The organism is Muricoccus pecuniae, assembly GCF_014199205.1.
Lineage (GTDB): Bacteria > Pseudomonadota > Alphaproteobacteria > Acetobacterales > Acetobacteraceae > Roseomonas > Roseomonas pecuniae.
The window spans coordinates 12,609-27,375 of the sequence record NZ_JACIJD010000020.1 but is presented as its reverse complement, the minus strand read 5'-3'; the positions used below and the strand labels follow the sequence as shown (position 1 = coordinate 27,375).

Annotated in this window: 13 protein-coding genes; 12 read left to right on the top strand and 1 reads right to left on the bottom strand. The window is 72.8% G+C overall.

Going from position 1 to position 14,767, the window contains the following annotated elements:
• Positions 1 to 126: 126 nt before the first annotated feature.
• The 4 genes from FHS87_RS18115 to FHS87_RS18100 are packed head-to-tail and all read left to right on the top strand — an operon-like array spanning position 127 to position 3,423.
• A complete protein-coding gene (locus FHS87_RS18115; RefSeq protein WP_184520803.1) occupies positions 127 to 768 on the top strand; it encodes a peroxiredoxin in 642 nt (213 codons plus the stop codon).
• On the top strand, positions 746 to 1,762 hold the full coding sequence (locus FHS87_RS18110) for a cysteine synthase A (protein ID WP_376766444.1): 1,017 nt from the start codon (positions 746 to 748) through the stop codon (positions 1,760 to 1,762). The genes FHS87_RS18115 and FHS87_RS18110 overlap by 23 nt, the downstream gene beginning before the upstream one ends.
• On the top strand, positions 1,759 to 2,394 hold the full coding sequence (gene cysE, locus FHS87_RS18105; RefSeq protein WP_184520801.1) for a serine O-acetyltransferase: 636 nt from the start codon (positions 1,759 to 1,761) through the stop codon (positions 2,392 to 2,394). The genes FHS87_RS18110 and cysE overlap by 4 nt, the downstream gene beginning before the upstream one ends.
• 27 nt (positions 2,395 to 2,421) lie before the next feature.
• Positions 2,422 to 3,423 carry a YncE family protein gene (locus FHS87_RS18100; RefSeq protein WP_184520800.1) on the top strand — a complete coding sequence of 334 codons (1,002 nt, stop codon included), beginning with the start codon at positions 2,422 to 2,424 and terminating at the stop codon, positions 3,421 to 3,423.
• A 40-nt stretch (positions 3,424 to 3,463) separates the two neighbouring features.
• Here the strand turns inward: FHS87_RS18100 and FHS87_RS18095 are convergent, their stop codons facing one another.
• Complete coding sequence (locus FHS87_RS18095) at positions 3,464 to 5,611, bottom strand: malate synthase G (RefSeq protein ID WP_184520799.1); 2,148 nt, start codon at positions 5,609 to 5,611, stop codon at positions 3,464 to 3,466.
• A gap of 129 nt (positions 5,612 to 5,740) precedes the next feature.
• On the opposite strand from FHS87_RS18095, the gene FHS87_RS18090 reads away from it, so the two are divergent.
• From FHS87_RS18090 to FHS87_RS18055, 8 genes are all read left to right on the top strand, one after another.
• The gene (locus FHS87_RS18090) at positions 5,741 to 7,342 is read left to right on the top strand and encodes a gamma-glutamyltransferase (protein ID WP_184520798.1); all 1,602 of its coding nucleotides are present in this window, start codon (positions 5,741 to 5,743) and stop codon (positions 7,340 to 7,342) included.
• Positions 7,343 to 7,434: 92 nt separating this feature from the next.
• Positions 7,435 to 8,409 (top strand): Bug family tripartite tricarboxylate transporter substrate binding protein, encoded by a 975-nt coding sequence (locus FHS87_RS18085; protein WP_184520797.1) that lies wholly within the window; start codon positions 7,435 to 7,437, stop codon positions 8,407 to 8,409.
• A 121-nt stretch (positions 8,410 to 8,530) separates the two neighbouring features.
• Positions 8,531 to 9,436 (top strand): RadC family protein, encoded by a 906-nt coding sequence (gene radC / locus FHS87_RS18080; RefSeq protein WP_246418513.1) that lies wholly within the window; start codon positions 8,531 to 8,533, stop codon positions 9,434 to 9,436.
• A 97-nt stretch (positions 9,437 to 9,533) separates the two neighbouring features.
• Complete coding sequence (locus FHS87_RS18075) at positions 9,534 to 10,931, top strand: amidase family protein (RefSeq protein WP_184520796.1); 1,398 nt, start codon at positions 9,534 to 9,536, stop codon at positions 10,929 to 10,931.
• 69 nt (positions 10,932 to 11,000) lie between these two features.
• Positions 11,001 to 12,188 (top strand): M20 family metallopeptidase, encoded by a 1,188-nt coding sequence (locus FHS87_RS18070; RefSeq protein ID WP_184520795.1) that lies wholly within the window; start codon positions 11,001 to 11,003, stop codon positions 12,186 to 12,188.
• Positions 12,189 to 12,196: 8 nt separating this feature from the next.
• Positions 12,197 to 12,496 carry a hypothetical protein gene (locus FHS87_RS18065; RefSeq protein WP_184520794.1) on the top strand — a complete coding sequence of 100 codons (300 nt, stop codon included), beginning with the start codon at positions 12,197 to 12,199 and terminating at the stop codon, positions 12,494 to 12,496.
• A gap of 6 nt (positions 12,497 to 12,502) precedes the next feature.
• A complete protein-coding gene (locus FHS87_RS18060; RefSeq protein WP_246418512.1) occupies positions 12,503 to 13,735 on the top strand; it encodes a diaminopropionate ammonia-lyase in 1,233 nt (410 codons plus the stop codon).
• A 32-nt stretch (positions 13,736 to 13,767) separates the two neighbouring features.
• Complete coding sequence (locus FHS87_RS18055; RefSeq protein WP_184520793.1) at positions 13,768 to 14,754, top strand: Bug family tripartite tricarboxylate transporter substrate binding protein; 987 nt, start codon at positions 13,768 to 13,770, stop codon at positions 14,752 to 14,754.
• The last annotated feature ends 13 nt before the right edge of the window (positions 14,755 to 14,767 follow it).

Genomic DNA, 14,767 nt, shown 5'->3' with positions numbered 1-14,767 from the left:
GGGCCGGCCCGATTCCCGACATGGCACCGGCAACCGCCGGTGGCAGGCCGCGCTCTGCCCGGGTGGATTGCGGCGCTCACCCCGTGTTAGCTTCGTGAAATCCCCTAATCCACGGAGGAGAGTCGCATGACGCTTCAGCTCGGGCAGGTCGCCCCGGATTTCGAGGCCGATACTACGGAAGGCCGCATCCGTTTCCACGAATGGCTCGGCAATTCCTGGGGCGTGATCTTCAGCCACCCCAAGGACTACACCCCCGTCTGCACGACGGAGCTGGGCTATACCGCCAAGCTGAAGCCCGAGTTCGACCGCCGCGGCGTGAAGGTGATCGGCCTATCCGTGGACACGCTGGACCGCCACGAGGGCTGGAACCAGGACATCGCCGAGACCCAGGGGACGCCGGTGAACTTCCCCATGATCTCGGACCCCGACAAGAAGGTCGCCACCCTCTACGGCATGATCCATCCCGAGGCGGATGCGGCCGTGACGGTGCGGACGGTCTTCGTGATCGACCCCAACAAGAAGATCCGCCTCATGCTGATCTATCCCCCCAGCGCCGGCCGCAACTTCGACGAGGTGCTGCGCGTGATCGACAGCCTGCAGACGACCGACCGGCACAAGGTGGCGACCCCCGTCAACTGGCGCCCGGGCGAGCGCGCGATCGTGCTCGCCAGCATGTCGGACGAGGACGCGAAGAAGCAGTTTCCCCAGGGATTCACGGCGGAGAAGCCCTATCTGCGCTGGGTGGATCTCGAACAGAACAAGGCCTGACACAGTGGTCGCAACCGATTTCTGGGATGCGGTGGGCAACACGCCGCTCATCCGGCTCCGCCGCGCCTCCGAGGAGACGGGCTGCGAGATCCTGGGCAAGGCCGAGTTCATGAATCCCGGCGGCAGCGTGAAGGACCGCGCCGCCGTGGGAATCCTCGGGGAGGCCGTGAAGCGCGGCCTCCTCACCCCCTTCCAGCCCGGCACGGTGGTGGAGGGCACGGCGGGCAACACCGGCATCGGCCTCGCCCTCGCCGCCAATGCGCGGGGCTGGAAGTCCGTGATCGTCGTGCCCGAGACGCAGAGCCGGGAGAAGATCGACTTCCTCCGCATGATCGGCGCCGATGTGCGGCTGGTGCCGCCGAAGCCGCTGAGCGACCCCGGCCACTACGTCCACACCTCCCGCCGCATCGCGGAGGAGATGGGGGCGGTCTGGGCGAACCAGTTCGACAACCAGGCGAACGCCGCCGAGCACGAGCGCAGCTCCGGCCCCGAGATCTGGGAGCAGACTGAAGGCAAGGTCGATGCCTTCACCTGCGCCTGCGGCACGGGCGGCACGCTCGCCGGCACGGCTCGTGCGCTGAAGGCGAGGAACCCCGGGGTGCGGATCGTGCTCGCCGACCCCCACGGCTCCGGCCTCTTCTCCTGGGTCAAGACCGGCAAGGTCGCGGCCGAGGGCAACTCGGTCACCGAGGGAATCGGGCAGGCGAGCAAGGTGCCGGGCAACCTCACCGGCGCCCCGATCGACGACGCCGTCCGCATCTCCGACGAGGAGGCGCTGTACCAGTGCTTCCGCCTGCTGGCGGAGGAAGGGCTGAGTGTCGGCGGCTCGGCCGGGCTGAACGTCGCGGCGGCGATCGCGGTGGCGAAGTCCATGGGACCGGGGCACCGGATCGTCACCGTGCTCTGCGACAGCGGCGCGCGCTACCAGTCCAAGCTCTTCAACCCGGAATGGCTGCGGGAGAAGAACCTGCCCGTGCCGGCCTGGCTGGCATGATCGCGGAGGCGCTGGAGATCGCGCGCAGCATCCGCGCGCGAGACCCGGCGCGGCCGACGGTGGCGGAGTCGGTCCTCTGCTACGCCGGCCTGCACGCCGTGCTCTGGCACCGCCTCGCGCACCGGCTCTGGCGCGCGGGGCTCCGCGCCCCGGCCCGCTGCGTCTCCCATCTCTCCCGCTTCCTGACGGGGATCGAGATCCATCCCGGCGCGCGGATCGGGCGGCGGCTCTTCATCGATCACGGCATGGGCGTGGTGATCGGCGAGACGGCCGAGATCGGCGACGACGTGCTCATCTATCACGGCGTGACCCTGGGCGGGCTGACGCTGAAGCCGGGCAAGCGGCACCCGACGCTGGAGGACGGCGTCGTCATCGGCGCCGGCGCGCAGGTCCTCGGCCCCATCCGCATCGGGCGCGGCGCGCGGGTGGGGGCGAACGCCGTCTGCGTCGATCCCGTGCCGGACGGGGTGACCGTGGTGGGCATCCCCGCCCGCCCGCCCGGCAAGCCTTGCGAGGATCCCACGGCCGGTTACGGCATCGCCCCCGGCGCGTTGGAGTCCGTCGAGGAGCGGATGGCGGCGCTGCGGGCGGAGATCGCGGCGCTGAAGGAGCGGCTGTCGCTCCGGGCCTGACGCCCCGTCCCCCGGGGAGGGCTGTGCATGCATCGGAGAACCTTGCTGGCGGCCGGCCTCGCCGCCGCCCTTCCCGCGCCAGGACCCGCGGGCGCCCAGCCGCGCCCCGAGACGCTGTTGGTGATGGAGAAGACCGACCACCGCCTCGCTTTTCTCGATCCCTCCGACGGACGGCGGATGGCGGAGCTCGACCTGCCCGAGTTCCCGCACGAGTTCGTCGTGGACGCGGCCGGGCGCCACGCCTTCATCGGCCATTACGGGGTGGAGTCCTCCGCGTCGCCGGGGGAGGGCGGACATTCCGTGATCGTGGTGGACCTCGCCGCGCGCCGCATCCTGCGCGGCATCGACCTCTCGCCCTTCAACCGGCTGCACGGCATGGCGATCGACGCCGCGGACCGGCTCTGTGTGCTGAGCGAGGAGAAGGCCGTCCTGCTCAGCCTCGACCACCCCGCCGAGGACGGCGCGGCGGGCTATGCCGTGCCCACGGGCGGGATCAAGACGCATATGCTCGCCCTCAGCCGTGACGGGGAGCGCGCCTATGTCACGGGGCTGCTCTCGAACACCGCCAGCCTCGTGCGCCCGCGCGATGCCGCCGCCGCGCCGGTGGTGGTGACGACGGGGCGGATGCCCGAGGGCTGCTGCCTCTCGCCGGAGGAGCGGACCCTCTATGTGGGCAACCGCCGCAGCGGCACGCTGGTGGCGGTGGACACGGGGACGATGCGCGTGCGGGACACGCGCGCGGTCGGCGGCGATCCGCTGCGCGTCTATCCCGTCAGGGACGGGCGGCTGCTGCTGGCCGATCTCCAGCGGGAGAGCCTGTCCATCCTGCGCGGCGACATGAGCGAGATCGCGCATGTGCCGCTGGGCGCGAGGCCGAGCGCGGCCTCGCTGCACCCCACGCGCCCGATCGCCTATGTCTCCCTCGCCTCGGACGAGGTGGCGGTGGTGGACCTGGAGCGCGCCCGGGTGGAGGGGCGGATACGGACCGGGCGCGGCGCCGACGTGACGAGGCTGCTGCCCGCCGGCTGACCTGCGCCGCGCCGGGAGGGCCCCGGCGCGGCGCGGCGGCTCAGCCCGCCTTCGCCTCGCGGCGGCGGCGGGTGAGGACGAACTCTGTGTAGCCGTTGGGCTGCGCCGCGCCCTCGAAGACGAGGTCGCAGGCCGCCTTGAAGGCCACGCCGCCGAAGTCCGGCGCCATGGGCGTGTAGGCCGGGTCGCCCGCGTTCTGCTTGTCCACCACCGCGGCCATGCGGCGCATGGTCTCCTCCACCCGGGCGCGGTCCACGATGCCGTGGCGCAGCCAGTTGGCGATGTGCTGGGCGGAGATGCGGAGCGTCGCGCGGTCCTCCATCAGCCCGACGTCGTGGATGTCCGGCACCTTGGAGCAGCCGACGCCCTGGTCGATCCAGCGGACGACGTAGCCGAGGATGCCCTGGGCGTTGTTGTCCAGCTCCGCCTGGATGTCCTCCTCCGCGAAGTTGGTGTTCTCGGCGAGAGGGATGGTCAGCAGGTCCGAGAGCTTCGCGCGCGGCCCGCCGCCCGCGATCTCCTTCTGCCGCGCGGCCACGTCCACGCCGTGATAATGCAGCGCGTGCAGCGTGGCGCCGGTGGGGGAGGGGACCCAGGCCGTGCTGGCGCCCGACCTCGGATGGGCCACCTTCTGCTCCAGCATCGCGGCCATGGCGTCGGGCGCGGCCCACATGCCCTTGCCGATCTGCGCGTGGCCGACCAGCCCGCAGGCGAGGCCGACATCGACGTTGTTGTCCTCATAGGCCGAGATCCAGGCGGACTTGCGCATGTCGTTCTTGCGGACGACCGGCCCCGCCTCCATCGAGGTGTGGATCTCGTCCCCCGTGCGGTCGAGGAAGCCGGTGTTGATGAAGAACACGCGGGACTTCGCCGCCTCGATGCAGCGGGCGAGGTTGACGGAGGTGCGCCGCTCCTCGTCCATGATGCCCATCTTCAGCGTGTCGCGCGGCAGGCCGAGCGCGGCCTCCACCTCCCCGAACAGCGCCACGGCCCATTCGACCTCGGCCGGGCCGTGCATCTTGGGCTTCACGATGTAGACGCTGCCGGCGCGGCTGTTCAGCCGGCGCCCGCGGATGTCGTGCAGCGCGATGAGGGAGGTGACATAGGCGTCGAGCACCGTCTCCGGCACCTCGGCGCCGTCGAGCATCACGGCGTCCGTCGTCATGTGGTGGCCGACATTGCGCACCAGCATGAGCGAGCGGCCGGGAAGGGTGAGCTCGCCCCCGTCCGGCGCCTTGAAGCGCCGGTCGGGGTTGAGGCGCCGCTCGAGCGTCTCGCCGCCCTTCTCGAAGCTGGCCGTGAGGTCGCCGCGCATGAGGCCGAGCCAGTTGCGGTAGACGCCGACCTTGTCCTCCGCATCCACGGCGGCAACCGAGTCCTCGGCGTCCATGATGGTGGAGAGGGCGGATTCGAGGATGAGGTCCGCCACCCCCGCCTTGTCCGTCGCGCCGATCCGGTGGGAGCGGTCGATGACAATCTCCAGGTGGATGCCGTTCCTGGCCAGCAGGATGGAGGTCGGCTCGGACTCGCTGCCGGTGTAGCCGCGGAACTGGCCGGCATCCTTCAGCCCGGTGCTGCGCCCGCTGCCCGTCATCACGCTGAGCGCGCCGCCCTCCACGCGATAGGCGGTGGCGTCCGCATGGCTGCCGGATTCGAGCGGGGCGGCGGCGTCCAGCACGGCGCGGGCGCGGGCGATCACCGCCGCGCCGCGCGCGGGGTCGTAGCCCCTGGCCTTCGGCCCTTCCTGCGGGATGGCGTCGGTGCCGTAGAGCGCGTCGTACAGGCTGCCCCAGCGCGCATTGGCGGCGTTCAGCGCGTAGCGCGCGTTGTTCACGGGCACGACGAGCTGCGGGCCGGCGAGGCGCGCGATCTCGTCGTCCACATTCGTCGTCTCGACCGAGAAGGGCGCAGGCGGGTCGAGGAGATAGCCGATCTCCCGCAGGAAGGCCTCATAGGCCGCGCGGTCCACGGGGCGGGCGGGGTGCTCGCGGTGCCAGGCGTCGATCCGGGCCTGCAGCGCGTCGCGCTCGGCCAGCAGGGCCGCGTTCCCTGGGCCGAGTCCGCGCAGGCTCCCCTCCATCGCGGACCAGAAGGCGGGCGCCTCCACCCCCGTGCCGGGAATGGCCTCCTCCTCGATGAAGCGGCGGAGGATGGGGGAGACCTCCATGCCCTGGGCGGCTTCGGCCATGCGCGTTTCCTCTCTGCGGTCTTTGGTGCCGCCAGTTAACCGGCAACCGCGCCGCCCGCAAACCGGGGGCACTCTTGCCCTGCCGAGGGGACGGCGCGACCCTCCCGGCCCCTCTCGAACAGGTGCCCGATGCCCGGCCTCGCCGCCTACCTCCCCCCGCCGCATACGAGCCAGCACTGGGTGCTGGCCAAGCCCGCCGCCACCGGCCGCGCGGGCGTGGTCGCCTCCCAGTCCCGGGCGGCGGCGGAAGCGGGGGTGGCGGTGCTGGAGGCCGGGGGCAATGCGGCGGACGCCGCCGTCGCCGCCTGCTTCGCCCTGGCCACGGCCGAGCCGTGGAACAGCGGCCTCGGCGGCATCGGCTTCGCCCTCGTCCACAAGCCGGGCTCGGCGCCGGAGGTGGTGGATTTCGGCCCCGTGGCTCCGGCCGGGGTGGACCCCTCGGCCTACCCGCTCACGGGGAAGTGGAAGCGGGACCTCTTCGCCTGGCCGGAGGTGGTGGGGGACGTGAACATCCACGGCCCGCTCTCCTTCGTGATCCCCTCGGCCGTCGCGGGCTACGACCTGCTGCGGGAGCGCTTCGGCACGGGGATGGGGCTGGACGCGCTGCTCGGCCCCGCCATCGCCCTCGCCCGGCGCGGGCTGGCGCAGGACTGGTTCACCACGCTGAAGGTCTCGGCCTCGGCGGCGGTGCTGCGCCTCTATGAGGAGAGCGCGCGCATCTACCTGCCGGGCGGCCTGCCGCCCAACCCGCCCTATCAGGGCATGCCCGGCTTCCTGCAACAGGGCGCCCTGGCCGAGACGCTCACCCGACTGCGCGACCACGGGCTGCGCGACTTCTACGAGGGCGGGGTGGCGGCCGATCTCGTCGCCGACATCGCGGCGATGGGCGGGGTGGTCAGCGCGGCCGACCTCGCGGGCTGCCGCGCCACCCTGCGGGAGAGCATGCCGATCCGTTGGCGCGACACGCATGTCGTCCACACCGCGGGCGGGCTGACCGCGGCGCCCACCATGGCGGCCGTGATCGCGGAGATGGAGCGCCTTCCTGTCGGCGCCACACCTGACGCCGGGTGGTATCGCGGCCTCGCCCGCGCGATGCGCGGCGCCTATGCCGAGCGCCTCGCCGGGCTGGGCGCGGCGAAGGAGACGGCGGAGACCTGCACCACGCATCTCACCGTCCGCGACGCGGCGGGGATGACCGTCTCCGTCACCACCACGCTTCTCTCCTCCATGGGCAGCCGCGTGGTGCTGCCGCGCACGGGGGTGCTGATGAACAACGGGATGATGTGGTTCGACCCACAGCCCGGCAGCGCCAACGCCATCCGCCCCGGCGCGCGCCCGCTCTGCAACATGAGCCCCGTGGTGGTGACGCGGGCGGGGGAGGAGACGGAGCCGCTCCTCGCCGGCGGCGCCTCGGGTGGGCGGCGCATCCTGGCGAGCGTGATGCAGATGCTCGCCTTTGGGCTCGATTTCGGCATGGAGCCGGAGGCGGCGGCCCATACCCCGCGCATCGACGTCTCCGGGCCGGAGGGCGTGACGGCGGATCGCCGGCTGGGCGCCGATGTGCTGGATGGGCTCGCCGAGGACGGCGAGCTGGAGGTGGTGGAGCATGCCGTGCTGCCCGTGAACTTCGCCTGCCCCAACTTCATCGCGCGCAACGGGGACGGCACGGCGACGGGGATCACGGACGTGATGTCGCCATGGTCGGCGGCGCTGGCCGCGCGGGAGGCGTAGGGCCCGGGCGGCACGCGGGTTGCTGAGCGGTTCCCGCGGGGCGCATCGCCCCAGCGAAGGGGCGCACCGCCCCAGGGAAAGAGGACCGCTCCATGATCCGCCGCCGTTCCCTCCTCGCCGCCGGTGCCGCCGGCCTGGCGCTGCCGGCCATCGCCCAGCCCGCCTGGAAGCCGCGACAGCCCGTGAGGCTGATCGCCACCTTCCCGCCGGGCGGGCTGGCGGATGTCGTCGCACGGCTGGTCGCCCCCGCCATCGCCGGGCATCTCGGCGGCACGATCGTTGTGGAGAACCGCCCGGGTGCGGGCGGCACCATCGGAGCCGACGCGGCGGCGAAGGCGGCGCCGGACGGGCACACGCTGGTCATCAGCCATGCCTCGCCCCACGGCATCGCGCCCGGCATCTACCCCGCGCTGCCCTATGATCCCGTCGCCGACTTCACCCACATCGCCATGCTCTGCGACACGGCGAACGTGCTGATGGTGAACAAGGGCTCGAACACGCCGACGCTCGCGGCCTTCCTCGACAAGGCGCGGGGGCCCGGGGCGCGCTACGGCTCCTCCGGCATCGGCTCCATCACCCATCTGATGGGCGAGGTGCTCACGCGGGAGGCAGGCGTGCCGAAGCTCGACCACGTGCCCTATCGCGGCAGCGCGCCGGCCATGCAGGATCTCTTCGCCGGGCATATCGAGAGCGTCTTCGACCCCCTGACCACCAATGTGGCCATGATCCGGGACGGGACGCTGCTCGCCCTCGCCGTCTCCTCGCCCGCCCGCGTGCCCGCGGCGCCGGAGGTGCCGACCTTCGCCGAGCTCGGCCTTCCCGCCCTGACCGCCACCACCTGGATCGGCATCTCCGGCCCGAAGGGCCTGCCCGCGCCGGTGGCCGAGGCGGTGCGGGAGGCAACCCTCGCCGCCGTCGCGCAGCCCGAGATCCGGGCGAAGCTGGCGGATCTCGCCTCCTACGCGCCGGCCGTGCCGCTGGTCGGGGCGGAGTACGCGCGAATGATCGCGAGATTCGCTGCCGAATGGACCGCCGTGGCGAGGGGCGCGGGAATCACGGCCGCCTGAACGGAGGAGGGCTTCCTCTCGGTCCCGTGATGTTCCGGCTTGAGCGCAACCCTGGGTGGAGAGATGATAGCGCTCCACGTCGCCAAAATGGTGGCGTTGCCTGCCAGAACGGAGACCGGGGATGTGGCTGGAGAGGATCTTCGGCCGGAAGGGATCGGCCCGGAGCGCCGCGCCGCCAGGCATGGGCTATCCCGTGGCCGCGGCGCCGGCCTCGCGGCCGGGCTTTGCCGAGGCGATGGGGCTGGACGAGCTCCCGCGCCCCCGGAACCTTCTCCGCTCCGGCGAGGCGGGGGCGAGCACGGGCGGCCGGCGAGCCCGCGCGGCGGAGCCGGAGGCGGATGACCTTCCCTTCGCCAGCACCGGGCCGCAGGGCCATCGCGGCCGCATGCGCGAGAAGCTGCTGGAACGCGGGCCGGACGCGCTGGCGGATTACGAGCTGTTGGAAATGCTGCTCTTCTTCGCCTTCAAGAAGGGCGACACGAAGCCGCTCGCGAAGACCCTCATCAACCGCTACGGCAGCTTCGCCGCCGTGCTGACCGCGCCGCAGGCCGACCTGCTGGCCACGCGGGGCCTGGGCGAGCACAGCGTCTCCGCCCTCAAGCTCGTCCAGGCCGCCGCGCTGCGCCTGGCCAAGGCGGAGGCGATGGAGCAGCCCGTGCTCAACAACTGGGACCGGCTGCTCGCCTATCTCAACGCCGCCATCTCGCGCGAGAAGATCGAGCAGTTCCGCATCCTCTTCCTCGACAGCAAGAACCGGCTGATTGCCGACGAGGCCCAGGCGAAGGGCACGGTGAACCACACCCCCGTCTATCCGCGGGAGGTGATCAAGCGCGCGCTGGAGCTGCACGCGACGGCGCTGATCCTCGTCCACAACCATCCCAGCGGCGACCCGACGCCGAGCCGGGCGGACATCGAGATGACGGCCGAGATCAAGAAGGCCGGGGCGATCTTCTCCGTCGTCGTCCACGACCACCTCATCATCGGCAACGGCCGGCACCTCTCCTTCCGGCGGGAGGGGCTGCTCTAGCCCTGGGGTTCTCAAGCCCTGGGCTTCTCAAGCGCTGGGCTTCCTCGGCGGGGGAGGCGGGTCCATACCTGCCCCGCCTCTCGCTCGCAGGACCCGCATGACCGCCACCGACCCCGCGCTGATGAACGCGGAAACCCTGATCGCCCTCTATGCCCGCCGCGCGCTGAGCCCGGTGGAGGTGTTGCGCGCCGTGACGGAGCGGGTGGCCCGGCACAACCCCTCGGTCAACGCCTTCGCCGCGATGAACCCCCAGGCGCTGCGCCAGGCCGGGGAGAGCGAGGCGCGCTGGATGGCCGGCCGCCCCATGGGCGTGCTGGACGGCGTGCCCTGCACGGTGAAGGACCTGCTGCACATGGCCGGCTTCCCCACGCGCCGGGGCAGCCGCACCACCGATCCCCGCCCGCAATCCGAGGACGCGCCGGCCGTGATGGGGCTGAAGGCGGCGGGCGCCGTCATCATCGGCAAGACCACGACGACAGAGTTCGGCTGGAAGACGCCGGGGGACTGCCCGCTGCACGGCATCACCCGCAATCCCTGGGACTTCAAGCGCACCACCGGCGGCTCCTCCTCCGGCGCGGGGGCGGCGGCGGCGGCGGCCTTCGGCGCGCTGCACATCGGCACGGATGCCGGCGGCTCCATCCGCATCCCCGCCGCCTATTGCGGCATCGTCGGCTTCAAGCCGAGCTATGGCCGCGTGCCGCAATGGCCGCACGGCGCCTTCTCGGCGGTGGCCTGCGCGGGGCCGATGACGCGCACGGTGCGCGACGCAGCGCTGATGCTGAACGCCATCGGCCGCGCCGATGTCCGCGACCCCCTCTGCCTGCCCGACGATCCCCGGGAGTGGCGCGCGGGGATCGAGGACGGGGTGCGGGGGATGCGGATCGCCCTCGTCCGCCGCTGGGGCTACGAGCCGCCGCTGGACGCGGATGGCGAGGCCGCCTTGCAGCGCGCCGCCGACACGCTCAGGGCCGAGGGCGCGCTGGTGGAGGAGGCGGACCCGGAGCTGCCGGACACCCGCCAGATCTTCGGCCGCGTCTGGGGCGTGGCACTGGCCAAGCTCGTCGCCGCCACCCCCGAGGAGAAGCGGGGCGAGCTGGATGACGGGCTGGCCGAGGTCGCCCGGCGCGAGGGCGGGCTTTCCGCCATCGACTTCCTCGCCGCCGACGCGATGCGCGTGGACGCCGCGCACCGCATGGGCCTCTTCCACCTCCGCTACGACCTGATCCTGACGGCCGCCACCCCCACCGCCGCCTTCGCCGCGGATGGGCCGACCATCCGCCCGACCGAGGCGCTGTGGCGGGACTGGGCGCCCTGGACCTTCACCCAGAACCTGACACGCCAGCCCGCCATCGCCCTCACCGCCGGGCTGGACGCGGAGGGGATGTCGCGCGCCGTGCAGATCGTGGCGGCCCAGGGCCGGGACGACCTCTGCCTCCGCGGCGCGCGGGCGCTGGAGCGCGCCCTGGCGGTGCCCGAGGCCGATCCGATCGCGTGACGATCCGCCCGGCGGCTTGCATCGCGCTGCCGCCGGGCTGATGGAGGTCCGGACAGCGAGGAGAGCGGGATGAGCGCCACCACCGAGAGCCGCGTGCTGGACTGGCTGGCCGGTCGGCAGGGGGAGATGCTCGCCCTGCTGGAGGCCATGGTGAACACCGATGGCGGCTCCTACGACAAGGCCGGGGTGGACGCGGTGGGTGGGCAGGTCCGCGCCTTCTTCGAATCCCGCGGCATCCCCGTGGAGACGATCCCCGGCGCCCGCTTCGGCGACTGCCTCCGCGCCACGCTGGACGCGGAGGGCGACGCCGGTGCTGAAGGCAACGCCCGCCGCAACGTCCTCCTGATGGGGCATCGCGACACCGTCTTCCCCAAGGGCGAGCCGGAGCGCCGCCCCTTCCGCGTGGAGAACGGCATCGCCACGGGGCCGGGCGTGGCCGACATGAAGGCCGGGCTGGTGATGAACATGTTCGTCATGGCCGCCTTCCACGCCGTGGGCGGGGCGCCGGGCCCGATCGTCGGGCTGTTCACGGGCGACGAGGAGATCGGCTCCCCCGAGGGCCGCCCGGTGATCGAGGCCGAGGCCCGCCGCGCCCGGGTTGTGTTCAACTCCGAGCCCGGCCGGGCCAATGGCGGCGTCGTCACCGGGCGCAAGGGCGGCGTGTTCATGGCCGTGGAGATCGAGGGCCGCGCCGCCCATTCCGGCGGCAATTTCGAGCAGGGGATCAGCGCCATCGGCGAGCTGGCGGCGAAGGTGACGGCCGTCCACGCCCTCACCGACCTCGCGCGCGGCATCACGCTGAATGTCGGCCTCGTCAGCGGCGGGCAGAGCGTGAACACGGTGGCGCCGCACGCGGCGATGCAGATCGACCTGCGCTATGTCGAACCCGCGGACCGGGACGAGGTCATGGGCCGCATCCACGAGATCGTCTCCCGCTCCTTCGTGCCGGGCACGCGGGCGGCGATGACGATCCGGGGCGAGTTCCTGCCCCTGACCCAGACCCCCGCCGCCGCCCGCGTCTTTGAGATGTACCGCGACGCGGCGTCGGAGAGCGGGCTGAGCGTCACCGGCGACTTCTCCGGCGGCTGCGCCGACAGCGGCTTCACCGCCGCCATGGGCGCGCCCACCCTCTGCGCCGTGGGCCCCGTGGGCGGCAAGGCGCACAGCCCGGAGGAGTATCTGGAGGTCTCCAGCATGGTCCCCCGCGCCCAGGCCCTGGCCCGCGCGATCCTCCGGCTGGAGCGGGCGGGGCTGTAGCCCCCGCGGTGCGGCCCGGCGCCGCGCGGCTCCTGTTGCTACCCCTGCTCCTGCTGGGGGCGGGGGAGGGTGGGGCGCCGGCGGCCTGCGCGGCGCCCCTTGCCCGTCCAATCGTCCAGGCCAGGCCCGAGCCGCCGCCCCGCTCCTGCGGCGGTGGGCGGGAGACCCTCGCCTTCGGGCGGTTGCTCGTCGATTACGGCGTGGAGACGCTGCGCTACGGCATCGGCATCGTGCTCATCTTCCTCGGCCTCGTGGTGATGGCGCTGGGCTACCTGCTCCTGCTGATCGAGATCTTCCTCTGCTGGTAGGGCGTCTTGCCCAGCGCCTCGCGCCGTGACCTCCTGCCCGCCATGACCGGCCACCCCTTCCGCCTCCTGACCAACCCGCGCCACGGCGTGCCCGGGGTGGTCGTGCTGCCCGAGGGCGGGTGGCGGCGCGCGCGGGCCGCGATCACCGCCTGGCCGGGCTACGCGCCCACGCCGCTGCGCGGCCTGCCGGATGTCGCGGCGGCGCTCGGCCTGGCCTCGGTGCATCTGAAGGACGAATCGCCCCGCTTCGGCCTCGGCTCCTTCAAGGCGCTGGGAGGGGCCTACGCCGTCTCGGTCGTCATCGCGCGGGAGCTGGCGCGGCGGGGCGTGGCCAACGCGGCCTCTCCCGCCGAGCTCGAATCCGGGCGCTTCGCGACGGAGACGGCGGGCATCACCGTCACCTGCGCGACGGACGGCAACCACGGCCGCAGCGTCGCCTGGGGCGCGCGGCGCTTCGGGGCGCGCTGCGTCATCTTCGTCCATCCTGGCGTGAGCGCGGGGCGGCGGGAGGCGATGACCGCCCTGGGCGCCGAGGTGCGGGAGGTCCCCGGCAACTACGACGACAGCGTCCGCGCCTCCGAGGCGGCGGCGCGGGAGGCGGGCTGGCTCCTCGTCTCCGACACCTCCTGGCCCGGCTACACCGAGACGCCGCGCGAGGTGATGCAGGGCTACCGCCTGATGGCGGAGGAGGCGCTGGACGCGCTGCCCGCCCCGCCGAGCCACGTCTTCGTCCAGGGCGGAGTGGGCGGCGTGGCGGCGGCGGTCTCGGTCGCGCTGCGGGCGCGGCACGGCACGGGGCCGCGGCTGGTCGTGGTGGAGCCCGAGCGCGCCGCCTGCCTCCTCGCCAGCGCCGAGGCCGGCGAGCCCGCCACGGTTCCGGGAGAGCTGGACACGATGATGGCCGGGCTGGCCTGCGGCGAGCCGAGCCTTCTCGCCTGGGGAGAGCTGGAGCGGGCCGCCTTCGCCTTCATGGCCATCCCCGATTCGGCCGCCATCGCCGCCATGCGCCTCCTCGCCCGCCGCGCGCCGCCCATCGAGGCCGGGGAGAGCGGGGCGGCCGGCCTGGCCGGGCTGGCATTGGCGGCGCGGGACGGGGCCGCGCGGGAGGCGCTCGGCCTCGGGCCGGAGAGCCGCGCGCTGGTCTTCTCGACCGAGGGTGCAACGGACATAAACCTTTATGAGCGCCTCGTGAGCGGGCCGGGCGTTGACACTGACCCTGTCTCCCCCCTTCTGGGATGACGAAACCTCCACTTTCCTGGGATGCTTCCCCTATGATCCAGCGCCGCCACCTCATCGCCGGGGCCGCGGGCCTCGCCGCCGCGCCGCTCGCCGCCCCCGCTCTCCGCGCGCAGGGGAGCTGGCCGAGCGCGCCCGTGCGCCTCGTCGTTCCCTTCGCCGCCGGCGGCCCGACGGACGTGCCCGCGCGCCTCATCGCCGACGAGCTCTCCAAAATGCTGCCCCAGCGGGTGATCGTGGAGAACCGCACGGGGGCGGGCGTCGTCGTCGGCTCGGACGTGGTGGCGAAGGCGCCGAAGGACGGGCAGACGCTGCTCTACACCACCATCGCCCACGCGGCGCTGCGCTCCATCTTCCCGCGCCTGCCCTTCGATCCGCTGGCCGACCTCACGCCCGTCGCCCTGACCGGCGTCATCCCGATGCTGATGATGGTGAACAAGGAGGTTCCGGCAAACTCGCTGCCGGAGCTGATCGCGCTCTTCAAGGCGAATCCCGGCAAGTACGACTACGCCTCCACCGGCAACGGCGCGGCGCTGCACCTCGCGAGCGAGCTGTTCCTCCGCCAGGCCGGCGGGCTGCGCGTGAACCACATCCCCTATCGCGGCTCGGCCGCGGCGATGCCGGACCTGCTGAACGGCACGGTCGCGATGATGCTGGACGTGGCGAACTCCGCGCTTCCCTTTGTCACGCGCGGCGAGGTGAAGGGGCTGGCCATCTCCGGCGCGAGCCGCATCCCGCAGGTGCCCAACATCCCCACCTTCAGCGAGGCGGGCGTCCCGGGCTACGAGGCCTATACCTGGCACATGGTGCTGGCCCCCTCCGGCACGCCGGAGCCCGTGGTCGCGGCGGTGAACGGCGCGCTGAACAAGGTGATGGCGATGGAGAGCGTGAAGCAGCGCCTCTCCGACCTCACCATGGAGACGCGCTCGGACACGACGCCGGCCAGTGCGAAGAAGTGGCTGGACGACGAGATCGCCAAGTGGGAGCCGGTCATCAAGGCAGCCGGCATCAAGGCCGACTGAGAAGGGTTGCCGG